We start from the raw sequence: 24,692 nt of genomic DNA, 5'->3' as shown, positions 1-24,692 counted from the left end.
GGCCCGGGTCACCGGCCGGGGGCGGCGTCGTCCAGGATGGCGAGCAGGCGGGCGTGGACGGTGGCGGCGGCCTCGCGGGTGACCGGGTCGGTGTCGTCCAGGTGGCCGGCGATCAGCTCGGCGGCTGCGGCCAGGACCGGGACGGGGACGGTGGCCTCGCGCAGGTGGCGGAGCTGGGAGGCGGCCCGTTCGCCGGGCGTGGCCGTGGTGGGGGCGTGGGGGATCAGGGCGCTGATGCCCCGGGGGAGCTGCTGACTGCCGGTCATCCGTCCATTCTCCCGTGCGCGGACCGGGTGGTGATCACCACGGGGCCGGCTCCGCGCCCCGTGCCCGTGCCCGTCTGCCAGAATCGCCGCATGGCTGAGCACGACGACGACCGCGGCTACCTGCTGGACAACAGGCAGCAGGAGGCCGGTACCCGCTTCGGCGCCCTCGCCGAGCTGTTCGACCCGGTGACGTTCCGGCACGTCGACCGGCTCGGCATCGGCGCCGGCATGCGGTGCTGGGAGGTCGGCGCCGGCGGCCCCTCCGTCCCGCTCGGCCTGGCCGAACGCGTCGGTCCGACGGGGACGGTCGTCGCGACCGACATCGACGTGTCCTGGACCCGGGACCTCGCCGGAGACGTGATCGAGGTGCTCTCCCACGACGTGGCGGCCGATCCGCCGCCGCCCGGCGGATTCGACCTCGTGCACGCCCGGCTGGTCCTGGTGCACGTCACCGACCGCGCCGAGGCCCTGCGCCGGATGGTCCAGGCGCTACGGCCCGGCGGCTGGCTGCTCCTGGAGGACGCCGACCCCGGGCTGCAGCCGCTGCTGTGCCCGGACGAGTCCGGCCCGGAACAGCGGCTCGCCAACCGGCTGCGCTCCGGCTTCCGCACCCTGATGGCGGCCCGCGGCGCGGACCTCGCGTACGGGCGGACCCTTCCCCGGGTGCTGCGCGAAGCCGGGCTGGAGGATGTGCAGGCCGACGCGTACTTCCCGATCACCTCCCCGGCGTGCGCCGTCCTGGAGGACGCGACGGTCCGCCAGATCCGCCACCAGCTCACCGGGCACGGCCTCGCCACCGACGAGGAGATCGACCGCCACCTGGCGAACGTCGCCACCGGGCGACTCGACCTCGCCACCGCCCCGATGATCTCCGCGTGGGCCCGCCGCCCGTGACCCTGCCGCCCCGGTACAGCACGGGACCCGCCCGCCCGGAACCTCCCGGGCGGGCGGGTCGAGGCCTTCGCCGCACGCGCCTCGCGGCCTGCGGCGCCTACATCGGGCCGGGCTTGATCACCGCGAACGGGGCGCCCTGCGCGTCGGCGACCACCGACATCCGCCCGGCCACCATGTCGAACGGCGGGGCGAGGACGCTGCCGCCGCGCTTGACCAGGGCGTCCACGGTGGAGTCCACGTCGTCGACCGAGAAGTAGGTCAGCCAGTGCGCGGGGGTGCCGGGCGGGTCGTTGGCGAGCAGCGTGAGGCCGCCGACGGCGCGGCCGCCGACCCGCAGCTCCCAGTACTGCTCGGTGCCCTCCACGGGCTCGATCTCGATGCCGAACGCCTCGCCGTAGAAGGCGGTGGCGCCGGGCGCGTCGTTGGTGTGCAGCTCGTTCCAGGTCAGGGCGCCGGCCTCGTTGACGACCCGGGCGCCGAAGAACTCGCCGGGCTGCCAGACGCCGAACACGGCGCCCTGCGGGTCGGCGGCGATCAGCATCCTGCCGAGCGTGCCGACGTCCATGACCGGGATCAGCAGGGTGCCGCCCGCGGCGACGATCGCGTCCTGGGTGGCCTGGGCGTCGGTGCTGGCCAGGTAGCTGGTCCACACGGTCGGCGGGGTCGGCATCCCCTCGGGGGCCATCGCCGGGCCGATGCCGGCGGCGGCCCTGCCGTTCAGCTCGCAGACCGCGTACCCGCCGAACTCGGCCGGGCCGACCTGCCCCTGCCAGCCGAACAGGTCGCGGTAGAGGTCCAGCGCCGCCTGCTGGTCCTTCGCCATCAGATCGACCCAGCACGGGGTGCCGGTCGCGTACGCAGTGGTGACTTCGGGCATCTCTCGCTCTTCCTGGTGAGGCCCCCGGCAGTCACCCTGGCGTCGCGGACCGGAGTCCGCCACCCGACACGCCGCCCTCGCCGCCCGCCCGGGACCGTCCTCGGCCGCGTCAGACGCACTGACGCGGGCCTGAGCCGGCGCCCTCCGCGCCCCCGGCATCCTCCGCGCCCCCGGCGACGTCGGCCGTCCGGCCCGGGGGAGCGGCGTCCTCGGACAGCATCGTGATCCGGACCTGGCGCACGTACCGGTCCACCAGGTGGCGCAGCACGCTGACGGTGGCGGCGACGTCCGGCTCCGGGATGCCGTCCAGCGCGTTGGTCAGGCCGGTGATGTTGGCCTGTTTCAGGCGGTTGAGCATCGCCCGGCCCTCGGCCGTGAGCGCCACCTGCCGGGCCCGGCGGTCCAGCGTGTCCGGGGTGCGCTCCACCAGCTGCTGGCCCTGCAGCCGGTCGATCTGCCGCGTGACGTGGGAGGGCTTGACCATCAGCCGGGCGGCCAGGTCGCCGACCCGGCTGGCCTCCTCGGCCTCGGCGAGCGCGCGCAGGAGGTAGACGTCCGAGCGGGCCGCCGTGATGCCGGCCCGGGCCGTCTGGCGTTCGTGTTCCTGCGAACGGGTCAGCAGGTAGGCCAGCGAGGCCAGCACCGCCTCCAGCTCCGAGGTGGCGGTCCGATTGTCTGTCGCGTCCGGCATGGGGGGAACTGTAGCGATCCCGCCCGGGTGGTGGCCCTGGTGTCGACCTCTGACCGGTTTTCGGACAGATTCGTCCGTCGCCCGATGGGCCCTTTCATCACCACGGACCGCGAGTTAGCGTGACGGTAAGTTAGTTGCTTAGGGCACATAACTGTCCTGGGTGCTACCCCCACGGCACCGCGGGCCCATCCGCTCGGCGCCGTCGGCATATCCCGCTCCGAGAAGGGAGCCCATGATGGCCACTGCCGCTCAGACCCCCCGGTTCACCCACCCCGCCGCCCGCGGTGCCTGCCCGTTCGCCCCGCCGCCGGCCTACCAGCAGGCCCAGCAGGAGGAGCCGATCAGCCGCATCTCGCTCTGGGACGGCGCCGCCAGCTGGCTGGTCACCCGCCACGAGGACATCAAGGCCGTGCTCAGCGACGCCCGCTTCAGCTCGGACGCCACCCGCCCCGGCTTCCCGTTCATCAGCGCCGGCGCCCGGCAGCTGAGCACCGGTCAGCCCACCTTCATCCGGATGGACGACCCGGAGCACGCCCGCCTGCGCCGGATGCTCACCGGCGAATTCATGATCAAGAAGGTCGAGGCGCTGCGCCCCGAGGTCCAGCGCATCGCCGACGAGCTGCTGGACGCGATGACCGACGGACGCTCCTCCGGCGACCTGGTCAGCGAGTTCGCGCTCCCGCTGCCGTCCCTGGTCATCTGCCTGCTGCTCGGCGTTCCCTACCAGGACCACGACTTCTTCCAGGAGTGCAGCCGAATCCTGCTGCGCCGCGAGGCGCCGGCCGAGGAGGTGCGGGTCGCGCAGGACCGCCTGGTCGACTACCTGATCAAGCTCACCGACTCCAAGCGCGCCGAGCCCGACGACGGCATCCTCAGCCGCCTGGTGGCCCGCGGCGAGCTGAGCACCGAGGAGATCGGCGCGATGGGCCGGCTGCTGCTGGTCGCCGGGCACGAGACCACGGCGAACATGACCGCGCTCTCCGTCCTGGCCCTGCTGCAGAACCCCGACCAGCTCGCCCACCTGCGCGCGCACCCGGAGTCGGTCGCCGGCGCGGTCGAGGAACTGCTGCGCTACCTGACCATCGTGCACTCCGGTCTGACCCGGGTCGCCGCCGAGGACGTCACCGTGGGCGGGGTCCGGATCCGGGCGGGCGAGGGCGTGATCTGCATGGTCAGCGCCGCGAACCGGGACGAGCAGCAGTTCCCGGGTGGAGACGGGCTCGACCTCTCCCGCGACGCGCGCCGGCACCTGGCGTTCGGCTTCGGCGTCCACCAGTGCCTGGGGCAGCCGCTGGCCCGGCTGGAACTGCAGATCGCGCTGAACACCATCCTGCGGCGGCTGCCCGAACTGCGCCTGGCCGTACCGTTCGAGGAGGTCCGCTTCCGCGGCGAGATGCTCATCTACGGCGTCCACGAGCTGCCGCTCGCCTGGTGACGCGGCGTCACCGAAACCGGCTCGGCTGACCGACCGTCACCTCCGCCGCCGGCCCCGCCGCGCTCCCCGCCCCACCCCACCACCCTCCGCCCCCGGCGGAGTCCGAACCAACCACGTCCCGAAGGGAAACCCATGCTCGTCCACATCGACCAGGAGAAGTGCTGCGGCGCCGGGCACTGCGTGCTCGCCGCCCCCGAGGTCTTCGACCAGCGGGACGAGGACGGCATCGTCGTCCTGCTCGATGCCGAGCCGCCCGCCGAACTCCACCAGGGCGTCCTGGACGCCGCCGCGGTCTGCCCGGCCGCGGCGATCCGCCTGGAGCGGGTGTGACCGCTCTGCGGGAGGTGGCCGTCGTCGGGGCCGGCGCGGCGGGCCTGCACGCCGCCGAGGCGCTGCGCCGGGCCGGCTACGACGGCCGCCTCACCCTGATCGGTGCCGAGGCCGAGCCGCCCTACGACCGGCCGCCGCTGTCCAAGCACCTGCTCGGCGGGCAGTGGCAGCCGGACCGCCTGGCGCTGCGCGCCCCGCAGGCCCTGCGCGAGCTCGACCTCGATCTGCGCCTGGGGGTACGGGCCGAGCGCCTGGACCGCCAGGGCCGGGCCGTGCAGCTGGCCGACGGCCACCGGGTGCGCTGCGAGGCCGTCATCCTGGCCACCGGTGTGCGCCCGCGCCGGCTGCCCGGCGCCGAGGCGCCGCTGGCCGGGGCCCACGTCCTGCGCACCCTCGCGGACGCCCTCGCCCTGCGCGATGAACTACGCCCGGGCGTGCGGCTGTTGGTGGTCGGCGGCGGGCTGCTCGGGGCCGAGGCCGCGGCCACCGCCGTCGGACTCGGCGCCGAGGTGACCTGGCTGGTCTCCACCGCCGCACCGCTGGCCGCCGTGCTGGGCACCGAGACGGCCGCGCTGCTGGCCGGCCTGCACCGCGAGCACGGGGTGCGGATCCGCCAGGGCGTGGCCCGGGCGGTCACCGAACGGCACGGCCGCGCCACCGGCGTCCGGCTGGCCGACGGCTCCCACGTCGCCGCCGACGCCGTCCTGATGGCCATCGGATCCGAACCGGCCACCGAGTGGCTGGCCGACAGCGGCGTCCCGCTGGACGACGGCGTGGCCTGCGACGCCTACTGCGCCGCCGGCCCCGGCGTCTGGGCGGCCGGCGACGCCGCCTCCTGGCCCGACCCGCGCACCGGCCGCCGCCGGCGCCTCGAACAGCGCACCAACGCCACCGAACAGGCACTGCACGCCGCCCGCAACCTCCTGGCCGGCCCGGACGGCGCCCGCCAGCCCTACGACCCGGTCCCGTACCTGTGGACCGACCAGTACGGGCTGCGGGTCCAGGCCCACGGCAGGCCGGGCGACGCCGACCGGTTCGAGGTGGTCGACGGCAGCCTCACCGAGCGGCGCTTCGCCGCCGCCTGCGCACGCGACGGGCTGCTCCGCGGAGTGGTCGGCATCGCCTGCGCCCGGGCGCTGCGCGACCTGCGCGCGCAGCTGGCCGCGCACGGCTCGTGGCCGCCCGGGGCGCAGTGAGCCCGGCCGGGGCGGCCCGGCCGCCCGGTCCCGTCCGGCGGCCGTCAACGCCGACCGGGCCGGCGACGGCCGGGCAACCCGACCCGAGGTCGCCCGGCCGGGCCTCCCGCCGCCCCCGCCACTTCGGGCCCGGGGTGGCGGGGGCGGCACGGCAGTACCTCCACGCGTCGACGGGCGCTCAGGGCGCGCAGCAGCCGTCCCGCCGCAGGGCCTGGCCGATCGCGTACCAGTCCTCGTCCCGGCCCGCCGCCTCCTGCGCCGCCGCCCCCTCCAGCGGCCGGGCCTGATCGCCCACCAGGTCCTGGCGGCGGTGGACGAAGCCGTCGCGCATCACCCGCGACGTGCGGGCCAGGTCCGCGAAGTCGCGGAACGGATCGCCCTCGACCACCGTCAGATCCGCCAGCTTGCCCGCCTCCACCGTGCCGAGGTCGTCCTCGACCCCGCACAGCCGGGCCGGCACCACCGTCGCGCTGCGCAGCGCCTGGGCCGCGGACAGCCCGGCGTAGCGGTGCAGCGCGCGCAGCCCGAGGTGCACCACCGAGAATTCACCCCTCCTGCCGCAGGCTGCCCGCAGTCGCGGCCGGGCCGATGTCCGGAAAACCCACCGGGCCGTCCGTATCGCCCCTCGGACCGGCCCGGTCCCCGCGTCTACGGTCGAGGCCATGAACGAGCCCCTCGGCCCCGACGACCTCGCCGCCTACCACGAGAACGGCTTCCTCCTGGTCCGGAACCTGATCAGCAGACCGGAGGCGGCGACGATGCGGGAGGAGTGCCACGCCCTCGCCGCCCGCCTCGCCTCCGACGCCGACCCGACCTGGGCCAGCGCGCGCACCGTCACGGGAGCGTCCGCCGCACGCACCACCCTCAAGCACGCCCACGACACCCAGTTCCACTCCGCGGCGTTCGCCCGGCTGCTGGTCGACCCCAGGTTCACCGACGTCGCGGCCGCGCTCCTCGGCGGGCCCAACGTCCAGCTGCACCACACGAAGATGTTCATCAAGCCGCCGGAGACCGGATCGCCCTTCCCCCTGCACCAGGACCACCCCTTCTTCCCGCACGCCCGGCACACCGTCGCCGCCGCGGTCTTCCACTTCGACGACGCCCCGCAGGAGAAGGGCTGCATCCGGGCCGTCCCCGGCAGCCACCGCAAGGGCCCGCTGCCCCACGTCGAGGACGGCAGCTGGCACCTGCCGCCCGACACCTGGCGCCTCCAGGACGCCCGGCCGTGCCCGGCCCGGGCCGGCGACGTCCTGTTCTTCAACTACCTCACCGTGCACGGCTCGGGGCTGAACACCTCCGACCAGGCCCGCACCACCTGGCTGGTACAGTTCCGCGACCCCGAGGACCGGCCCACCACGGACGAGCACACCTGGTCCCTCGGCCAGGGCATGATGCTGCGCGGGATCGACCCCACCGCGCGCCGGACGGACGGGGCAGGCGAACCGAGGTGACCGAACTGGCCCGGACGGGCGCCGCCCTGCCCCTGCTCAACTCCGTACGGCTGGGCGCCACCCTCGCCGGCCGACGGGTCGAGTTCGTCGACTGGGGGTTCTACCCGCCCGAGCCGTGGCGCAACTACTGGCACAGCCACTCCTACTTCGAGCTCTGCTACGCCTACGCCGGACGCGGGACGTTCCGGATCGGCGGGCGGGAACACCCGGTCGGGACCGGCGAGTTGTTCCTGGCCCGCCCCGGCGACGTCCACGAGATCACCACCGACCCCCGGGACCCGCTCGGCATCGTCTTCTGGTCCTGGACGATGGTCCCCGAACGCGCCCCACGCGGCGCCGCACCCGGCTCCCCGGACACCGCCGCCCTCCTCGACGCCCTCGCGGCCGGCCCGCACCACGTCGTCCCGGCCGCCGAAACCCCGCTGCCCCGGCTGCTGGTGACACTCGCCGAAGAGGCCGCGGCCCCGGGCCCCGCCAGCCCCGACCTGCTGGCCGCCCTCGCCCCCGCACTGGTACTCAGCTGCGCCCGCGCCGTCGCCGGCCGGCCCGCCGCCCCGCGCCCGACGCCCGCGCCGGGCGGACGCGCGGCGGCGACCGTCGCCCGGATGACCCGCTACCTCGACGACAACTTCGACCGCCCGGTCCGGGTACGGGACGTCGCCACCCAGGTCCACCTGAGCGAACGCCACGCGGCACGGCTCTTCCAGCAGGAGACGGGGTGCACGATCATCGCCTACCTGACCCGCCACCGGCTGGGCATCGCCGCGCAGCGCCTGGCCGATCCCGCGCTGCGCGCGCTGTCCGTCGCGGCCGTCGCCCGCTCCTGCGGCTACGCGGACACCCGGCACTTCAGCACCGCGTTCCGGCGGCACTGGGGCGCACTCCCGACCCAGGTACGGGCCCGGGGCGGCACCACGCACGGCCCGCCCGCAGACCGCGGCGCCGCCGTGCCCGGGCGCTTCCCCGGCCGGCCGGCCGAATCAGCGGAATGACCCGAAGCGTCTCCTTGACCGACCGATTGTTCGCCGAATTCCCACATCCAGAAAAAACGATCGTCAACGAACACCATCACCTTCGACGAAGCCCCCCCGACCGCCGACTGCCCCGGGCTCCCGAGGGGCAGTGATGGTGATGTGCGCCCGTCGGCGCCCGGGATTTCCGGGCTTCGGTGACGGGGCCAGGGGAAGGGGCCGGCGATGGCTGAACGGCGTGTGGGTGTCCTGTTGTCCTCGGCGGCTTTCGCCGTCCGTCTCGCCTGGCTGGCCGACCGGCGGGCGCTGATCCACGTGATCCTGGTGCAGGTCCTCCTGGCGGCCGGGGTGGCCGGGGGACTGGTCGTGGCGCAGAGCGTGTTCGGCTCGGTGCTGGCACAGGGGCCGGCGGCGGCCGGGCGCTCGCCCGTGCTGGTGCCGGCCGTGATCGTGCTGCTGGTGACGGGCGCCGCGGCCGGCGCCCTGCGGCTGTCCGGGGCGGCGCGGATGGCGGTGCTGACGGCCAAGGTGGACCGCCTGGTGGCGGGGATGGTGCTGGAGGCCGCGGTGGCGGCCGAACTGCCGCGCTTCGAGGAGCCCGACTTCCACGACGGGCTGCAGCGGGCGGTCTTCGCCTCGCGCCGCCAGCCCGCCATGGCCGTCGTCCTCCTCGTCACGGCCTTCCAGGCGGCCCTGACCGTGGTGGCCGTGGGAGGGGCCTTCGTGGTCATGGCGTGGTGGCTGCTCCCGCTCGTCCTGCTCAGCGCCCTTCCCGCGGTCAGGGCGGCGGGCAAGGAGCGCAGCGCCCACCACGACCTGCACCACGGGCTGTCGGAGAACCGGAGACTGCGGGAGTACCTCGAACGCCTGCTCACCGGCCGCACCGAAGCCAGGGAGATCCGGGCCCTGGACCTCGGAGACGTCCTGACCGGGCGCTGGCAGGACCAGTACGCGCTGGAGATCCGGGACACCGAGGCCCTGCTGAAGGCCCACGCCCGGCGCCGCATGGCCGCCCAGGCCACCGGGGGAGCGGCCACCTGCCTGACGGTCGCCGGCCTGTGGTGGATGGCCGGCAGCCACCTGCTGCCCCTGCCCGCGGCCGGAGCGGCGGTGGGGGGCGTGTGGCTGCTCTCGGTGCGCCTCAACGCGTTCGCGGGCATGCTCACCGGTATCGGCGAGAACCTGCTCCGCCTCAGCGACCTGAAGACCTTCACCACCCCGGACCGGGCCCCCGCCGGCTCGGCGACCCCGTCACCGATGCCATCGACGCACCGTCGGAAGCAGTCGGCAGAACCGGAGTTCGGTCCGCTGCGCGCCGAGCGCCTGTGCTTCACCTATCCCGGAGCGGACACCCCGGCGGTGCGGGAGGTGAGTCTGGAACTGCGGCCGGGGCAGGTGGTGGCCCTCGTGGGGGTGAACGGCTCGGGCAAGACGACGCTCGCCAACCTCCTGGCCGGGCTCTACCCGCCGGACAGCGGCCGCCTGCTGCACGACGGGGTTCCGGTCACGGACCTCACGGCCCATCGCGAGCGGACCGCGGTGGTCTTCCAGGACTTCACCCGCTACCGGCTCCCGGCCCTGGACAACATCGCCTTCGGCCGCCCCCGCGCCACCGCCGACCCCGAGCGCGTGCGGGAGGCGGCCCGGCAGGCCGGGGCGCTGGACTTCCTCGCCGAGCTCCCGGACAGCCTGCACACCCCGCTGGGCAAGGAGTTCACCGGGGGAGCGGACCTGTCCGGCGGGCAGTGGCAACGGCTGGCCCTGGCCCGAGCCTTCTACCGCGACGCCCCCCTCGTCATCCTCGACGAGCCCACCGCGGCCCTCGACGCCCAGGCCGAGGACCAGCTCTTCACCCGCCTGCGCCGGCTCTTCGCCGGGCGCACGGTGGTCCTGATCTCCCACCGCCTGCGCAGCGTCCGCTACGCCGACCACATCTACGTCCTGGAGTCCGGCCGCGTCGTCGAGCAGGGCGGCCATGAGGCGCTGCTGCGGGCGGGCGGCCATTACGCGGCCCTTTTCCGCACCCAGGCCAACGCCTATCAGGAAACCGGCTCCCCGCGACCCACGGCCAGCGGAACGACCGTATGAAGATTGCGCATCAGAATTTCCGACGCCGAATTCATTCGTGTGGGTGATATACGTAGTCCGATCGGCCCTGCATTCTGTTCGTATGGTCACTTACCTGGAAGAGACGCCCACCCTCACCCCCGACCTCGAGATGGTCGCGGAGATCGAGGAGATCCTCACCGACGCGTTCATCGCCCCCACCGCCTGTCGAATCCAAGGCGAAGGCTGCACCGGGTCCGTCGGCTGTTGCCCCGGACTCGTGTGCGTGTCCACGAACGGCTTCAGCGGCTTCTGCCAGCAGCCGTAGTGGTGTTGCAACCGGGAGTGGTCGTGGCGGAGTTGGGCAGCGGCGGGGTCCTGGTGGACACCGGCAGGCCCGCCGCGGCCTACCTCGGCCCGACCGCTCTCGGTTGGCTGCGCGGCCGCCCTGCCGCCGCCGAGCACCACGCCCAGCACGCCCACTGCCTCACCCAGTGGCGGGCCGCCGGCCTCGTCGCACCGGGCGATGAACCCACCGCACCCGGCACGCCCGCCGCAACCGGCACGCCCGCGGCGCACGGCGACCTGGCGGCGCAGGCCACCGACTGCGCCGGGCCGCTGTCGCACCCGGTGCTCGTGGTGGCGATGGCCGCCGACTGCGGCTTCTGCACCCAACTGGCCGCCGACCTCGCGGCGAACGCCCACGGCCTCCCGCACCTCGACGCCTCCGTGCTCCTGGTCGACACCGACGGCACCCGACTGCTCGGCCGACCCCTGCCCGAACCGGCGCACCGGCCCCTGGCCGACCTCGGCCGGCGCGCGGCGCAGCAGGGCACCCCCACCGCCGTGCTCCTGACCCCCGGCCGAGCGGCCCACGTGCTCACCGGTTTCGACCAGGTGAGCCACGCCCTGGTCGCGCTCAGCGGTGCGGACCCGCAGGCCACCGTCATCGAGGCACCCACCAGCTGTTCGGTGAGCGTCGCCGCCCAGCCCGTCGACGCCGTCCTCACCGCCCGCCTCAACGGCACCCGCCTGGGCATCGCGGTACGCGGCGACGAATCCCGCCAGATCGCCGAGGCCGCCACCGGCGGCGTCCACGACGACGGCTACACGCCCGTCACCCTCACCGTCGAACGGCCCGACACCTTCTACCTCCTCTTCCGCGGCGGCGAACTCCTCGCCCGCGCCCGTACCCCCCTCGCCCTGCGCCAGGCCCTCGACGCGGTCCTCGCCGGCTACGCGGCCCACGCGTCCGCGGAGGCGGGGGCGATCCCGCTGCTGTGCGGAGCCGCCGTGCGGGACGGGGAGCAGCACGACGGGGAGCAGGCGGTGCTCTTCCCCCGCACCTGGATGTCCGACCTCGTCAAACGCGCCCGGCAGCTGGAACGGGCCGGCTGGCGGCTGCGGCCCGAGCCCTACACCGTGCTGCGCCCCGCCCCCGGCACCGGCGCCCTCCACCTGGCCGACCCGGCCCGGACCGGCCGGCCGGGCCCGGCGGTCACCGCGGTCCTGACCCAGGCACCCCAGGCCGGCGCCCCGACCCGGGCCCGGCTGCTGGCGTCCATCGTCAACTGGATCGCCCGCCCCGCCACCGCCGACGCCGTCCACGCGCTGGCGGCAGCCCTGCGGCCCCTGCCCGTCCACACCGGCACCTGGCAGGACGCCCTCGCGCACCTGGCGGACCGTCAGGTCCCTGCGGACAAGCCCTAGCCGCGACGGACGGCGGCCCCTGCGGCTCCTCGGATGCCAGGATCGGCGGGTCCGCGCGGGCCCCGCGAGACCACACCACCGCGGCCCCGCGCGGCCCGCAGGCTCACCGGGGCGGGCGGGGCAGGCCGGTGCGCTTGGCGGTGACCAGGATCGGGGTGGTCTCGACGGTGGAGATCCGCTCCAGGGCGCCGACGGTCTCGGTCAGGAAGGCGTACAGGGCGCTGAGATCGGCCACGGCCACCGCCAGCAGGAGATTGGCGGGGCCCGTGGTGGCGGCGGCGAAGCGGACCCGGGGGTGGCGGCCGAGCGCTTCGCCGGTGGCGTCCAGCGCGCCGGGGCTGACGGTCAGCCAGAGCAGCGCCTCGGCGTGGCAGCCGAGCAGCGCCAGGTCCAGCTCGGTGGCCAGCCGGACCACCCGGCCGCGGATCAGCGCGTCCACCCGGCGCCGGGCGGTGAGCGGGCTCAGGCCGGTCCGGGCGGCGAGCTCGGTGTAGCCGGCCCGGCCGTTCGCGCTCAGCGCCTCGATCAAGGGGTCGTCGAGCAGCGGTTCCGCCGGCTCGGGTGCGCCGCCCGACGGCGGGTCGGCCGAGAGCGGGTCGGCCGCGTGGAGCAGCGAGGTCTCCCGCTCGCAGAGCAGGCCGGCACTCCAGGAGAACGAGGTCGGGAAGACCCGCAGCAGCGTGTGCGAGGTCCAGGAGGAGACGGCGGCGGTCGCGGGCAGGTCGCGCAGCAGCAGGGTGTCGCGGGCCTCGGGGCCGTCCAGGAAGAGGATCGTACTGATCTCGTCGCCGCCGCCCAGCACGTCCACCCAGACCGTGTCGGGCCGGCGGGCCAAGGTGGCGGCCACCGCCCGGACCCGGTTCGGACGGCAGCGCACCCGCAGCGCCAGCGGGATCAGGGCGGGGAACCGGACGGGGTTGCGTACCGCGGTGGCCCGCAGCGTGCCGTCGGCGTACAGCGGGCCGGCCCGGCGGACGACCGTGCGCTCGGACAGGTCCAGGCAGTGCGCGAGCGTACGCCAGGAAGCGCGGGGCGCGATCAGCAGCGCGGCGGCGATCCTGCGGTCGGTCTCGTCGAGTGAATGGCGCACATTCGGCACTCTAGGGCACTGCCGCGTCCGCTTTTCCCCACCGAACGAGCCCATACTGGCCGGGTCCCTACGGCGGGCCGTACACCTGAACCGTCCAGCACGGCACGACGAGAGGGGACGGGACGGCCATGACGAACGGGACGGCGATGACGAACGAATCGAACGGGACGGGCGGGACGGACGGCCGCGGAACGGGCCCGGTGCTCGCCACCGGGCAGGGCCGGCTGCGCGGCACCCTGGAGGGCGCGGTGGCGGCCTTCCGGGGCATCCCGTACGCGGCCTCCCCGGTGGGCGCGCTGCGCTTCGCCGCGCCGCACCCGCAGCCCGCCTGGAGCGGGGTCCGGGACGCGCTGCGCCCGGGCCCGGCGGTGCCGCAGGATCCGTCCCGGCTGGAGGCCGTGATGGGGGAGCGCGAGCCGGACTGGGACGAGGACGGGTGCCTCACCCTCAACGTCTGGACGCCCCGCCAGGCCCTGCCCGCCCCCGCCGGTGCCCCCGCGACCGACACCCCCGCGCTGCGCCCGGTGCTGCTCTGGTTCCACGGCGGCGGCTTCAGCAGCGGCTGCGGCGGCTGGGACTGGTACGACGGCGCCCGCCTCGCCGAACTCGGCGGCATCGTCGTGGTCACCGCCAACTACCGCCTGGGGCCGCTGGGTTACCTGTACCTGCCGGAGTTCGGCGCGGACAACCCCGGCTGCCGCGACCAGGGCGCCGCGCTGCGCTGGGTCCGGGAGAACATCGCCGCGTTCGGCGGCGACCCCGAGTCGATCACGGTCGGCGGCCAGTCGGCCGGCGCCTACTCGGCCCTCGCGCTGGCGCTCGACCCCGCCACCGGCGGCTCCATCCGCCGGGTGATCGCCCAGAGCGGCCCGTGGGGCCTGCGCCCGCGGGACCCGGCCGACGCCACCGCCACCGCCACCGCCTACCTGCGCCTGCTCGGCCTGGCCGGGGACCGGAGCGGCTACGAGGAGCTGCGCGCCCTGCCCGTCCAGCGCCTGCTGGCGGCCTATCGCCGGCTGGCGGCCGACCGCGGCACGCCCGGCGACCCGACCCCGCTCATGTACCCCGTCCTCGGGGGTGCGGGACTCCCGCAGCCCCTGCTCGCGGCGGCCGGCGCCGGCGGCCTGGGCGGCAAGGAGCTGCTGCTCGGCACGGTCACGGACGAGATGACGGCCTTCGGCCACCGCGGACCCGAGGGCGAGGCCGCCGCGGACCGGTTCTTCGGCGTCGGCGGTACGGAGCTGGCCGAGTACCGCGCCGCCCAGGGCACCCCGGCGTACGTCTACCGCTTCGCCCGCCGGCCGCCCACCGACGACCTCGGCCTCGGCGCCACCCACTGCGCCGAACTGCCTTTCCTCTTCGGCACCTTCGACGCCTACCCGGCCGCCCCGATGCTGGGCGCCGTCAGCGCCTCGGACCGCGCCCTGGCCGCCGACTTCGCCGGCGCGCTCGCCGCGTTCACGGCCACCGGCGCCCCGGGCGGCGACTGGGCGCCGTACCGGAGCGGCGCCGACGTCGAACGGTTCGGCTGACGGCGCCGCCCACCCGGCACAGGCCCTGCCCGGCGCCCACGTCCGGCGCAAGTCCAGGAACCCGGCCGGGTGACACCGCGCCGCGCCCGCCGGCGGACGCGCCGTCCGCCGCACCGGATCCCCGCCCCCGCCGGACCGGCTCCCGTACACCGGCGTGCCGCCCGGCCGCCCACCCCACCGGAGCACCACCGCTCGCGCGGCCCGTCGCCAGGCCGTAGGACGGACACGGCGGGCGGGCCGAGCGGAGGAGCGTACCGGGATGCAGATCGTTGTCGACCTCAATCGCTGCCAGGCGTACGCCCAGTGCGTGTTCCTCGCCCCTGAGGTGTTCGAACTGCACGGCGAGGAGTCCCTGATGTTCACCCCGGCCGTCCCCGACGGGCAGCAGGAGCGCGTCCTCCGGGCGGCGGCGGCCTGCCCGGTGCAGGCCATCCTCGTCGGCGAGCCGGCCGGTCCCGCGGCCCGATGAACGGCGTCGAGCGGATCGTCGTCGTCGGCGCCTCGCTGGCCGGCCTGCGCGCCGCCGAGACGCTGCGCGCGCAGGGCTACGCCGGCTCGCTGACCGTGGTGGGGGAGGAGCCCCACCCCCCGTACGACAGGCCGCCGCTGTCCAAGCAGGTGCTGCTCGGACGGGTCCACGCCCTGGACGTCGGGCTGCCGCAACGCCGGGCCGTCGAAGCGCGCTGGAAGCTCGGGGTGCGCGCCGACCGGGTCGACCCGGAGGAGCGGCAGGTGATCCTCGCCGACGGCGAACGCCTCCCCTACGACCGGCTGCTGATCGCCACCGGGACCCGCGCCCGCCCCTGGCCGAAACCCGCCCAGGCCGCGCTGGACGGCGTCCTCACCCTGCGCACGGCCGACGACGCGGCCCGCCTCACCGAACGCCTGGACGCCGGGCCCCGCCGGGTGCTGGTGATCGGTGCCGGGTTCACCGGCTCCGAGATCGCCTCCGCCTGCCGCGAGCGCGGCCTGGAGGTGACCGTCGCCGAACGCGGCCCCGTCCCGCTCGTCGGCGCGCTGGGCGGGGTGCTCGGCGCCTTCGCCGCGGCGGCGCAGCGCGCACACGGTGTCGATCTGCGCTGCGGCGTGACGGTCACCGCGCTCAGGAGCGAGAACGGCCGGTTCACCGGCGCCGACTTCTCCGACGGCGGCCGGATCGACGCCGATGTCGCGGTCGTCGCCCTGGGCGCCGTGCGCAACACCGAATGGCTCGAAGGATCGGGCCTGGCCGCCGGCCCCCGGGGCGTCGCCTGCGACGCGGGGTGCCGCGCCTTCACCATGTACGGGATCGTCACCGACGACGTCTTCGTCGCCGGGGACGTCGCCCGCTTCCCGCACCCGCTCTTCGAGTACCAGATGCTCTCCCTCGAACACTGGGGCAACGCGGTCGCCCAGGCCGAGGTCGCCGCCCACAACATGATCAGCCCGGGACCGCGCCGGCGGCCGCACCTGACCGTCCCCGCCTTCTGGTCGAGCCAGTTCGGCCTCAACATCAAGTCCGTGGGCGTACCGACCTTCTCCGACCAGGTGGTCCTCGCCCAGGGCTCGTTGCAGGAGGGCCGCTTCGTCGCCGTCTACGGCTACCGGGGGCGCATCACCGCGGCCGTCAGCGTCAACCGCGCCAAGTGGCTGGAGCACTACCAGTACCTCATCGAGACGTCCGCACCGTTTCCCCCCGCGCCCGGCGCCGCCGACCGACCCGCCGTGCCGGTGACCGTCCCCTCCGACGTGCCCGACCCGCAACTGCTGTCGCACGGACCGACCGTGGCCCTCACCGGGCACCTGCCGGACCGGCACCTGACCCTGGTCCGGCACGGACGCCCCGGACCGCCGCCCCCCGCCGACGAGGAAACCCCCGGATGACCCCCGACACCCTCCTGCGCCGCATCAACGACTACACGAACCGCGCCGACCCCTACCCGCTCTACGCCGAACTGCGCGAGAACGGCGTGGTGCGCCAGGACGACGGCGCCTACCTCGTGGGCACCTACTACGAGATCGCCGCCCTGCTCCACGACCCCCGGGTCAGCTCGGACCAGCGCAGCCGGAAGGACCCGGACCCCACCTTCACCCAGGACGGCCTGACGCCCGCCTTCATCAGACTCGACGACCCCGAGCACGACCGGCTGCGCCGCCTCGCGATGCGCCCCTTCGGCCCGCCGCACTCCCCGGGGCGGATCGACGCCCTCCACGGCGACATCACCCGCATCGCCGAGGAACTGATCGACGCCTTCCCGGACAAGGGCCGGATCGACCTCGTCGACGACTTCGCCTACCCGCTGCCCGTCACCGTGATCAGCCGGCTCCTGGGCGTGCCCCACGAGGACCTGCCCCGCGTCCGCGCCTGGACCAACGCCGTCATCGCCGGCTTCGACCCGACGCCCGGTCAGGACCCGGAGCAGCGCCGGCAGGAGGCCCAGCAGGCCCGCATCGCGATGGGCCGGTACCTGGGGGGCCTGGCCGAGGAACGCCGCAGCCACCCCACCGCCGACATGCTCTCCGCCCTGGCCAACGGCGACGGCCCCGAAGGCCGCCTCACCCAGGAGGAGTTGACGTCCACGGCGGTCCTGCTGCTGATCGCCGGACACGAGACCACCGTCAACCTGATCACCAACGGCATGCTCACCCTCCTGCGCCACCCCGAGGCCCTGGAGCGGCTGCGGGCCGATCCCGGGCTCATGCCGGGGGCGGTGGAGGAACTGCTGCGCTTCGAGCCACCCGTCCAGTACCTGCCGCAGCGCTCGCCGCTCACCGACATCGAGGTCGCGGGGGTCACCGTCCCCCGGGGCGCCCCGCTGATCCTGGTGCTCGCCTCCGGCAACCGGGACCCCCGGCGCTTCGCGGACCCGGACCGCTTCGACCCGTTGCGCAAGGACAACCAGCACCTCGGTTTCGGCAGCGGCATCCACACCTGCTACGGCGCCCCGCTCGCCCGGATCGAGGCCCGGATCGCGCTCAACGCGCTCCTGCGCCGGCTGGACGACGCCCGCCTGGCCGAGGACCCGCCGCCCTACCGGCGCAGCCCCATCCTGCGCGGCCCCCGCCACCTCCCGGTCGAGCGCGACGTGACCGGCACCACCGGCTGACGGGGCACCGCCCGCCGCCCGCCGGCGGCGCAGCCCGGCGATCGGCGCGCAGCCGCCACAGGAGGCGAACGCTTCGCCAAGTCGCGGGACGGGGGCGGATGTCACGGCGGCGAAGCACTGGCGCAGACTGGTGGCGGCTCACCCCGACCGACCGGAGGACGGAACCCATGGCCGACCGGCCCCTGACCCTGATGGCAGTGCACGCCCACCCCGACGACGAGGCCACCAGCACCGGCGGCGTCCTCGCCCGCTACGCCGCCGAGGGCGTGCGCACCGTCCTCGTCACCTGTACCGACGGCGCCTGCGGCGACGGCCCCGGCGGCGTCAAGCCGGGTGAGGACGGGCACGACCCGGCCGCCGTCGCCGCCCTGCGCCGCAAGGAGCTGGAGGTCAGCTGCCGCGTCCTGGGGGTCGACCACCTCGAAATGCTCGGCTACGCCGACTCCGGGATGATGGGCTGGCCGGCCAACCACGCCCCCGGCTCGTTCTGGAGCACCCCCGTCGCCGACGGCGCCGCCCGCCTGGCCGACCTGATGCTCCGCTACCGCCCCGACGTCGTCGTCACCTACGACGAGAACGGCTTCTACGGCCACCCCGACCACATCCAGGCCAACCGCATCACCACGGCCGCCCTGGCGCTGACCCCCGACCTGGCGCCCAAGGTGTACTGGACCACCGCGCCGCGCTCGATGATGCGGCGGTTCGGCGAGGTCATGCGCGAGTTCGGCGCGGATTGGGAGGCCCCGGAGCCGGACGGGCAGGACCCCGAGCTGCCCCCGTTCGGGCTGCCCGACGAGGAGATCACCACCTGGGTGGACACCACCGTCTTCGGCGGCCGGAAGTACGACGCGCTGCTCGCGCACTCCAGCCAGAGCGAGAACATCTTCTTCCTGCGGATGGGCAGGGAGCGGTTCACCGAGCTGATGGGCGTGGAGACCTTCGTCCGGGTCCGCGACACCACCGGCGCCGCGCTGCCCGAGCGGGACCTGTTCGCCGGACTGCGCTGACCACCCGCCGCCGGGGCGCCCCAGCCGGGGCGTCCCGGCCGGGCTCCGACCAGACCGGTGCGGTCCTGAATAATCGAACCCATCCCTGAAGGAATCACTCAAACGTACTGAAACACCCCGCGTCGGGTACGGCGGACCGGCCCGCCCCACGGGCAACAGCAGGATTCGCCGGACCCGGTCCGGTCGGCGTCCTACCCTACGAACGGACAGGCCGCGCGCCCGCTACGGCCGTTCGCGAAGGAGCCCCGTGTCATCACCCTGTGACCCCCGGTACGCTTCCGTCGGCGATGTGAGCACAGCGCTCATGGTGATCGACTCCCGGCTCAAAGCCGTCTACGACGGCAGGACCGGGACGGACCCCAAGCAGCAGCAGATGCTCGACCAGTTCGCCGCATCCCTGGGCCCCACGGAGTTCAACGCGCTGTTGGACGGCACCTGCACGCTCATCTACATGTTCATGAACTGGCTGCGGACGGCCTGCGAGGACCACGACAAGGACGTCATCGAGTACACGGTGCCCGCCCTCGTGGCCACGATGCGCATGATGCCCAGGACCTTCCGTCCCGAAGTCGTCCCCACCATGGCCGGCCTGCTCATCGCCGCGGGCAGCGGCCTGAGCCCCAACCTGTGGCGCGCGCAGTACGGCCCCTGGACCGATGCCGAGATGAACCCCCTGGAAGCCACGGCCACCCTGCTCGCGGAGCACGTCAACCGGATGTCCGGCGACGACCACGACTTCGCCACCCGCCTGATCACCGACGCCCTGTCCAGGGCGGACGAAGGCTGAGGCGCGGCGTCCCGCACCGGTGCGGGACGCCGACCGCTCCGCCCGCCCCCGCGGCCGCACCCCCGAACCACGGCACGGACCGTTCGGCCGCCGGCCACCCGGGCGGTCGGGTCGGCGCAACCCGTCACCGCCCGACCGGTCGCCGAGGGGTGGCGCGGCAAGGGTCGTACACCGGCAGATGCCGGCCACGCCCGGAAAGGCGTGGCCGGCATCGGCGCGGGCCGGGTACGAGCGGATTCAGGTCAGGGAAAACCGGGGCCGGCCCGGGAAAATCGGTATCCGGGAATGGGTGGTCAGTGAAAAACGGCCGTCCCGAGCAGCCGGCCCGTCACAGGATTTCGATGTCCTTGACCTTCGGCGGACGGTTCGGGAAGGAGATGTCGGTCCACCGCGCGATCTTCACCGAATCGCCGTTCTCGTCGTAGTAGATCAGGTCGTTGTTCCCCGTGTAGATCCGGTCGACCCACCAGCTGCCGAAGGATGTCCGCCCGCCGTTCGCGTAGCAGTCCACGCTCTGCCGGCCGCCGTCGTGCGACCAGATCTTCAGGAAGTTCTCCCCGCCGCGGCACTCGACGTGGTCGATGGCGTAGGCGGTTCCGGTGGGCACGGTCAAGGCGAACGCGGCGGCCGCGGCGAACGCCGCGGTCACGGTACGGGCGACCTTCTTCGTTTTCGAGATCACAGGCCCTCCTCAGTCGAATCGTGAACGCACGACGCCACCACTGCGGGTGGCGTCGTGCGGAACAAGCATCCTGACGGCCACCGTCGTCGTCCACCGTGTACTAATCGAACAGGACTGGTTCTCGGCCATATCCATCCGAAATTCCCTGGGTACTACGGGGTCCATCTTTCTGGTGTGACGTGAGTGATTCCGTGGCGAACTGTCCGGTTCACCGCCCCGGGTGTCGCGCCCGGGGGCGGGCGCCGGACGGATCACCCCCGCCTCGGCGTCCGGAGCCGGATTCGCGGGTGCCCGGGCGTGGCGAACTTGGCGGATACGGGGGACTTCTCCGGTGGCCGGGTTGCGGGGGAGGCGGCCGTCCTACGGGGCGTCAGACCGCCGCCCCCGGTGGGACACCTTCCGGGGCGGCGGGCCGAGGACTCCCGCCCCGGAAGGCCCCCGGGCACCCGCTCACCGTCAAGGAGCCGGAGAAGATCCTCCGCAGGCCGCAGCCGTCCCGACTCTCCCCGCGCACGGTTGGCTCGCACCTCTACCGCGGCTTCCCCAAGCTCGGCATCTACACAACCCCAGGTCAGAAGGCACTGTCAGTGCCTCCTCGTAGTGTGTGAACAACGTTGGAGGGGGCGCCGGAAAGGCGTCGAAAGAGCGTTGGAAAAGGGCTGGAAGTATGTCTGCGAACAGGATCAACCACAAGGTCAACCACGTCTCGCTCGTGGTCGACAAGTCCGGCTCGATGCGCCAGCACGAGGCGCAACTTGTCCGCGTGGTGGACGAGTTCGTGAAGGGCCTGCAGGAGGAGTCCGACCGGCTCGGTCACGAGACCCGCATCAGCCTCTACGCTTTCGATCACGAGGTGCAGAACCTCGTCTGGGACATGGACGTCAAGCACCTGCCGTCCCTGCAGGGCCTTTACAGGGTCGACAACGGTGCGACGGCGCTGATCGAGGCGGCCGTGAAGTCCGTCGACGACCTGAAGAACATCTGGGAAGGGTACGGGGAGCACTCCTTCCTCCAGGTCGTCGTCACCGACGGCGAGGAGAACGCCTCCGGCTGTTCGCGGACCGGCCAGATGCACATCCGCATGGGCGCAGGCCAGGGCGCCGCCGTCCTGCGCACGTGGATGGACCGCATCCAGAGCGCCATGGACGACCTCCCCGACCACTGGACCTCGGCGATCCTGGTCCCGAACTCCCTGGCCAAGCGCACCGCCCAGGAGTACGGCTTCCCCGCGGGCAACATCGCGATCTGGGACGCGGACTCCAGCAAGGGCGTCGAGGAGGCCATCGGCACCGTCAAGACGGCCGCCACCAGCTTCCTGCGGGGCCGCGAACAGGGCGTGCGCGGCACCAGGAACCTGTTCGCGATGGGCCAGGACCTGAGCACCGCCGAGGTGAAGGCCAACCTCGACGCCCTGGACACCGGCAAGTACATCCTGGTCCCGGTCGACCAGCAGATGCCGATCCGCGACTTCGTCACCAGCGCCGGGCACCCCTACAAGACCGGCTGCGCCTTCTACGAGCTGTCCAAGCGCGAGAAGATCCAGGGCAACAAGCAGCTCGCCGTGGCCGAGAAGGACCCGGCCACCGGCCGGATGACGGGCAGGGTGTTCTCGGGCCCGGCGGCCCGCCAGCTCCTCGGCCTGCCGAAGTCGGAGGCCACGGTGAAGCCGGGCGACAACCCGTCGTACACCGTGTTCGTCCAATCGACCTCCGTCAACCGGAAGTTGGTGCCGGGCACCAAGCTGCTCGTCCTCCTGTAGCCGGGGGCTGCGGTCTTACCGGCATCATCGCGGCGTGCGCCGCCGCAGCCTCCGGAAAATAGTATCCATGGACATAGTAGCTATGTAATCTATTCGGCATGAGCAACGGTTCGCCGGGCCCCACGCCCGGTTTCCTGGTCTGGCGGCTCGCCAACAAGTGGCGCGTCGCGGTCGATCGGGCAGTGGCCCCGCTGGGCCTCACCCACGCGCAGTACTCACTGGTCGCGTCGCTGCACGGCATGCAGCGCGCCGGCGAGCGGCCCAGTCAGCGCCGACTCGCCGACCACACCGGTATGGAGGCGCTGTACGTCTCGAAGCTGGCGCGCGCCCTGGAGTCGGCCGGCCTGATCGAGCGCACCCGAGATCCCCGCGACCCTCGCGCCGTACAGCTCGGCCTCACCGAGCAGGGCCAGGCCGTCACGCGGCAGGCCGTCGTGGTGGTCCAGGAACTGCTCCAGCAGTTGCTGGAGCCACTCGGCGGCCTCGACGCCCCGCGCACGCGCGCCTTCACCGACGAGCTGACGACTCTGCTCGACGCACCTCTCATTCCATCCGTGCCGAACGACGAGAGCACCCGGGGGACAACACCATGACCACCACCGCAACCACCACCACCGCACCCGGCGCCGACGCCCGCGCCCTCGGTCTGGCCCACTACGCCGCCCGCGGCGTCCTGGAGCACGTCCTGGCCCGGCACGCCGTCACGTTCCAGCAGCAGGTCGCCCTGCGCGCCGCCGTCACCGCCGACGCCCCGCAGACGTCCGACGATCTCGTCACCCAGGTCCGGGGCTCCCTCAAGACCGGTCCGGACGACATCCGCGCCACGTTCGACGAGCTGCTGGCCAAGCAGCTGCTCGTCGCAGACGGCGCGCACCTTCGCCCCACGGACGCAGGGCGTGCGCTGATCGCCGCCGTCGGCGCGGAGACCGGCCCCATCAGCGCCCGCATCTGGGGCGGGATACCTGCCGAGGACCTGGCCGCCGCCGGCCGCGTCCTCGCCCTGGTCACCGAGCGCGCCAACGCGGAGCTCGCGGAGCTGACGGCCTGACCGAGCCGATGGAGACGCCAGCACGCGGACCGGACCGGACCGGGCCGGGCCCGGCCCGCGCGTCGGGCGGAGCCGGCCGTTGCCTGAACGGCGCCGCGGCGAACCTCGCGCCGACAGCCCCCGTGCTGCGGGTTTCACCCGCAGACGGTCTGGCCGACGCAGGTGGAACCACGGCCGTTGCCGTCGTGGACCGTCCGATCCACCTGACGGCTGCGCGCGGGGCGTCGGGCGGTCGGCGGACTCGCCCGGCACGTCCGCGACGGGGGCGAGGGCGCGCCGGGCGAGGGTTGGAGGGCCGGCGCTCAGGTGGCCTCGGGGGCGCAGCGGGCCGACCGGGTCGGCAGTGGGAGCGGCGGCCTCGTGGTGCGGCCGGCGGATCCGGACGGTGCAGGGGCTGCAACCCGGAACTCGCGGGCGGTGGCCCGGAGTACGGCGATCAGCGCCAACAGCATCAGCACGCCGTGGGCCGGCATCGACAGGTACGGCGCCACGCCGGGCGCGATGAACTTGAGGTAGCTGCCGAAGGACGAGAGCTGGACCAGGACCGGCAGGTACCAGAGCTGCCGCGGCAGCTGGAAGGCGGCGAGCACACTGAGGATGTCCGCGATGTAGAAGTAGCGCTCGTGCATGGACGGCAGCAGGAACGGCACCGTGATCGCGAAGGCGGTGGCCAGCAGCAGGATCACCGTTCCGGTGAGCCCCGTGCACGCGTTGCCCGCGGTGCGGTCCTCCGGTTGGGCCAGGCCCGTGCGCCGTACGGCCCGGACCACCGGCCAGATCAGTGCCAGGACGAGCAGGCCCGCGACCAGGACGCCCGCCCGGCGCACCGGGTCCTCCTCTCCGTACGGCACCGAGACGAACTGGTATACCGTCGGCGCGTTGAGCGTGAGGTCCTTGTAGGTCCCCGTCTGCCGCACGTACACCGTCAGCAGCTGCCAGGGGTCGGAACCGAGCAGGATGGCGGGGACGTCGAGTGCCACGTACGCGGCCGGGACGGCCAGCAGGCTCCGCCACGGTATCCGCCGGGCCAGGACGGCAACGAGCAGCAGCGGGAACAAGAAGACCGCCTGGAGCTTGAAGGCCAGGGCGATCCCGAAGAACGAGCAGGTCCACCAGGGACGGTCGCGCAGGAGATGGTAGACGCCTGCCACCAGGAAGGTGGTGAAGACCGCGTCGGACTGGGCCCACCAGCCGCTGTTGGTCACGACCGTGGGCAGGAACAGCACGACCACCGCTGCGGCGAGCGCCCGCCGGGGCCGGTGCGGCCACCGCAGCGCGACGATGCGGTAGGTGTAGTGGGCGAGCGCCAGGTCGAAGAGGATCGATAGGCACTTGACGCCCTCCATCGCCGGCACCGGCAGGTAGGTGAGCGCGGCCATGAGGTACAGGTAGGGGACGTTGTAGTCCGAGAAGTCGGCGTTGCCGAGGGCGTGGAAGCCGCCTTGCTCCGTGATGTACCGGTACCAGGGACCGAGGAAGCGGTACCAGTCCGGCGACTCGTACTCCAGCAGCAGGAACCGGACCAGGAGCGCGGACGCCACCGCCGTCACCGCGGCCAGGACCAGGACCGTCGAGTCGGCCCGGTCCGGAGGCGGTCCTTCGTTCCGGCGTGGTCCCTCAGCGGCTGTCTCGGACATCGGTCTCCCGTTCGGTTGGGCGGAAAAGCTCGCGCGGCGAGGCGCGGCGGGGCGCGGCGGATGGAGGGCCGCGGACAGGCGGGCCGTGCGACGGGGCGGGGGCGCCGTGGTCCTTCGTGCCGAAGCTCCCGTGTGCCGCCAGGGCATGGCGAAGCGCGGCGGGGCGCCCGTCGCGCTCCGGGGCGCGGCGGGGCATG

Annotated in this window: 25 protein-coding genes; 18 read left to right on the top strand and 7 right to left on the bottom strand. The window is 74.0% G+C overall.

What is annotated here, in order from left to right; all coding sequences use genetic code 11:
* Positions 1–8: 8 nt before the first annotated feature.
* Positions 9–266 (bottom strand): hypothetical protein, encoded by a 258-nt coding sequence (locus tag ACIO5E_RS15400; protein WP_280677378.1) that lies wholly within the window; start codon positions 264–266, stop codon positions 9–11.
* Positions 267–356: 90 nt separating this feature from the next.
* On the opposite strand from ACIO5E_RS15400, the gene ACIO5E_RS15395 reads away from it, so the two are divergent.
* Positions 357–1,160 (top strand): class I SAM-dependent methyltransferase, encoded by an 804-nt coding sequence (locus tag ACIO5E_RS15395; protein ID WP_400667530.1) that lies wholly within the window; start codon positions 357–359, stop codon positions 1,158–1,160.
* Positions 1,161–1,257: 97 nt separating this feature from the next.
* Here the strand turns inward: ACIO5E_RS15395 and ACIO5E_RS15390 are convergent, their stop codons facing one another.
* Both ACIO5E_RS15390 and ACIO5E_RS15385 read right to left on the bottom strand, forming a co-directional pair.
* Positions 1,258–2,037 (bottom strand): VOC family protein, encoded by a 780-nt coding sequence (locus ACIO5E_RS15390; RefSeq protein WP_400667528.1) that lies wholly within the window; start codon positions 2,035–2,037, stop codon positions 1,258–1,260.
* A gap of 109 nt (positions 2,038–2,146) precedes the next feature.
* Entirely contained in the window at positions 2,147–2,728 is a 582-nt protein-coding gene (locus ACIO5E_RS15385) for a MarR family winged helix-turn-helix transcriptional regulator (RefSeq protein ID WP_400667526.1), read from the bottom strand.
* Between the two features lie 235 nt (positions 2,729–2,963).
* Between ACIO5E_RS15385 and ACIO5E_RS15380 the strand changes: the two genes are divergently transcribed.
* The 3 genes from ACIO5E_RS15380 (at position 2,964) to ACIO5E_RS15370 (ending at position 5,689) form a co-directional block, all read left to right on the top strand.
* Positions 2,964–4,163, top strand: coding sequence for a cytochrome P450 (locus ACIO5E_RS15380; protein ID WP_400667524.1), 1,200 nt, complete (start codon positions 2,964–2,966; stop codon positions 4,161–4,163).
* Between the two features lie 132 nt (positions 4,164–4,295).
* Complete coding sequence (locus ACIO5E_RS15375; RefSeq protein ID WP_400667522.1) at positions 4,296–4,493, top strand: ferredoxin; 198 nt, start codon at positions 4,296–4,298, stop codon at positions 4,491–4,493.
* On the top strand, positions 4,490–5,689 hold the full coding sequence (locus ACIO5E_RS15370; protein WP_400667520.1) for an NAD(P)/FAD-dependent oxidoreductase: 1,200 nt from the start codon (positions 4,490–4,492) through the stop codon (positions 5,687–5,689). Before ACIO5E_RS15375 ends, ACIO5E_RS15370 begins: the two co-directional genes overlap by 4 nt.
* Before the next feature lie 178 nt (positions 5,690–5,867).
* Here the strand turns inward: ACIO5E_RS15370 and ACIO5E_RS15365 are convergent, their stop codons facing one another.
* A complete protein-coding gene (locus ACIO5E_RS15365; RefSeq protein WP_400667519.1) occupies positions 5,868–6,227 on the bottom strand; it encodes an amidohydrolase family protein in 360 nt (119 codons plus the stop codon).
* 124 nt (positions 6,228–6,351) lie between these two features.
* Here ACIO5E_RS15365 and ACIO5E_RS15360 point away from each other — a divergent pair, with 124 nt between their 5' ends.
* From ACIO5E_RS15360 to ACIO5E_RS15340, 5 genes are all read left to right on the top strand, one after another.
* Positions 6,352–7,140 (top strand): phytanoyl-CoA dioxygenase family protein, encoded by a 789-nt coding sequence (locus ACIO5E_RS15360; protein WP_400667517.1) that lies wholly within the window; start codon positions 6,352–6,354, stop codon positions 7,138–7,140.
* On the top strand, positions 7,137–8,132 hold the full coding sequence (locus ACIO5E_RS15355; protein ID WP_400667515.1) for an AraC family transcriptional regulator: 996 nt from the start codon (positions 7,137–7,139) through the stop codon (positions 8,130–8,132). Before ACIO5E_RS15360 ends, ACIO5E_RS15355 begins: the two co-directional genes overlap by 4 nt.
* A 204-nt stretch (positions 8,133–8,336) precedes the next feature.
* Positions 8,337–10,199, top strand: a complete 1,863-nt coding sequence (locus ACIO5E_RS15350; protein ID WP_400667513.1) for an ABC transporter ATP-binding protein — start codon at positions 8,337–8,339, stop codon at positions 10,197–10,199.
* An 82-nt stretch (positions 10,200–10,281) separates the two neighbouring features.
* On the top strand, positions 10,282–10,485 hold the full coding sequence (locus tag ACIO5E_RS15345) for a hypothetical protein (protein ID WP_400667511.1): 204 nt from the start codon (positions 10,282–10,284) through the stop codon (positions 10,483–10,485).
* Between the two features lie 23 nt (positions 10,486–10,508).
* Positions 10,509–11,867, top strand: a complete 1,359-nt coding sequence (locus tag ACIO5E_RS15340) for a hypothetical protein (RefSeq protein WP_400667509.1) — start codon at positions 10,509–10,511, stop codon at positions 11,865–11,867.
* Positions 11,868–11,970: 103 nt separating this feature from the next.
* Here the strand turns inward: ACIO5E_RS15340 and ACIO5E_RS15335 are convergent, their stop codons facing one another.
* On the bottom strand, positions 11,971–12,957 hold the full coding sequence (locus tag ACIO5E_RS15335; RefSeq protein WP_400667508.1) for an Lrp/AsnC family transcriptional regulator: 987 nt from the start codon (positions 12,955–12,957) through the stop codon (positions 11,971–11,973).
* Positions 12,958–13,103: 146 nt separating this feature from the next.
* Between ACIO5E_RS15335 and ACIO5E_RS15330 the strand changes: the two genes are divergently transcribed.
* The 6 genes from ACIO5E_RS15330 (at position 13,104) to ACIO5E_RS15305 (ending at position 19,369) form a co-directional block, all read left to right on the top strand.
* The gene (locus ACIO5E_RS15330; RefSeq protein ID WP_400667506.1) at positions 13,104–14,489 is read left to right on the top strand and encodes a carboxylesterase family protein; all 1,386 of its coding nucleotides are present in this window, start codon (positions 13,104–13,106) and stop codon (positions 14,487–14,489) included.
* Between the two features lie 259 nt (positions 14,490–14,748).
* Complete coding sequence (locus ACIO5E_RS15325; RefSeq protein ID WP_400667504.1) at positions 14,749–14,958, top strand: ferredoxin; 210 nt, start codon at positions 14,749–14,751, stop codon at positions 14,956–14,958.
* Positions 14,955–16,352: an NAD(P)/FAD-dependent oxidoreductase gene (locus ACIO5E_RS15320; protein WP_400667502.1), complete on the top strand. Its 1,398-nt coding sequence runs from the start codon at positions 14,955–14,957 to the stop codon at positions 16,350–16,352. The genes ACIO5E_RS15325 and ACIO5E_RS15320 overlap by 4 nt, the downstream gene beginning before the upstream one ends.
* Positions 16,349–17,575 carry a cytochrome P450 gene (locus tag ACIO5E_RS15315; RefSeq protein ID WP_400667500.1) on the top strand — a complete coding sequence of 409 codons (1,227 nt, stop codon included), beginning with the start codon at positions 16,349–16,351 and terminating at the stop codon, positions 17,573–17,575. Before ACIO5E_RS15320 ends, ACIO5E_RS15315 begins: the two co-directional genes overlap by 4 nt.
* A 167-nt stretch (positions 17,576–17,742) precedes the next feature.
* On the top strand, positions 17,743–18,582 hold the full coding sequence (locus ACIO5E_RS15310) for a PIG-L family deacetylase (protein ID WP_400667498.1): 840 nt from the start codon (positions 17,743–17,745) through the stop codon (positions 18,580–18,582).
* Positions 18,583–18,829: 247 nt separating this feature from the next.
* A complete protein-coding gene (locus tag ACIO5E_RS15305; RefSeq protein ID WP_400667496.1) occupies positions 18,830–19,369 on the top strand; it encodes a hypothetical protein in 540 nt (179 codons plus the stop codon).
* A 328-nt stretch (positions 19,370–19,697) separates the two neighbouring features.
* Here ACIO5E_RS15305 and ACIO5E_RS15300 read toward each other — a convergent pair whose 3' ends face one another.
* Positions 19,698–20,051: a beta/gamma crystallin domain-containing protein gene (locus ACIO5E_RS15300; RefSeq protein ID WP_400667494.1), complete on the bottom strand. Its 354-nt coding sequence runs from the start codon at positions 20,049–20,051 to the stop codon at positions 19,698–19,700.
* A gap of 667 nt (positions 20,052–20,718) precedes the next feature.
* Here ACIO5E_RS15300 and ACIO5E_RS15295 point away from each other — a divergent pair.
* The 3 genes from ACIO5E_RS15295 to ACIO5E_RS15285 all read left to right on the top strand — a co-directional run bounded on the left by ACIO5E_RS15295 (position 20,719) and on the right by ACIO5E_RS15285 (position 22,858).
* Positions 20,719–21,810 (top strand): VWA domain-containing protein, encoded by a 1,092-nt coding sequence (locus ACIO5E_RS15295; protein ID WP_400667492.1) that lies wholly within the window; start codon positions 20,719–20,721, stop codon positions 21,808–21,810.
* A 98-nt stretch (positions 21,811–21,908) separates the two neighbouring features.
* Entirely contained in the window at positions 21,909–22,403 is a 495-nt protein-coding gene (locus ACIO5E_RS15290; RefSeq protein ID WP_280677333.1) for a MarR family winged helix-turn-helix transcriptional regulator, read from the top strand.
* Positions 22,400–22,858, top strand: a complete 459-nt coding sequence (locus tag ACIO5E_RS15285; protein WP_400667491.1) for a MarR family transcriptional regulator — start codon at positions 22,400–22,402, stop codon at positions 22,856–22,858. Before ACIO5E_RS15290 ends, ACIO5E_RS15285 begins: the two co-directional genes overlap by 4 nt.
* Before the next feature lie 302 nt (positions 22,859–23,160).
* On the opposite strand, the gene ACIO5E_RS15280 is transcribed toward ACIO5E_RS15285, so the two are convergent.
* Positions 23,161–24,495, bottom strand: a complete 1,335-nt coding sequence (locus tag ACIO5E_RS15280) for a glycosyltransferase 87 family protein (RefSeq protein ID WP_400667489.1) — start codon at positions 24,493–24,495, stop codon at positions 23,161–23,163.
* Positions 24,496–24,692: the final 197 nt, after the last annotated feature.

This window comes from Kitasatospora sp. NPDC087314 (genome assembly GCF_044744365.1).
Taxonomy (GTDB): domain Bacteria; phylum Actinomycetota; class Actinomycetes; order Streptomycetales; family Streptomycetaceae; genus Kitasatospora.
This window is presented reverse-complemented; position numbering and strand designations above follow the sequence as displayed.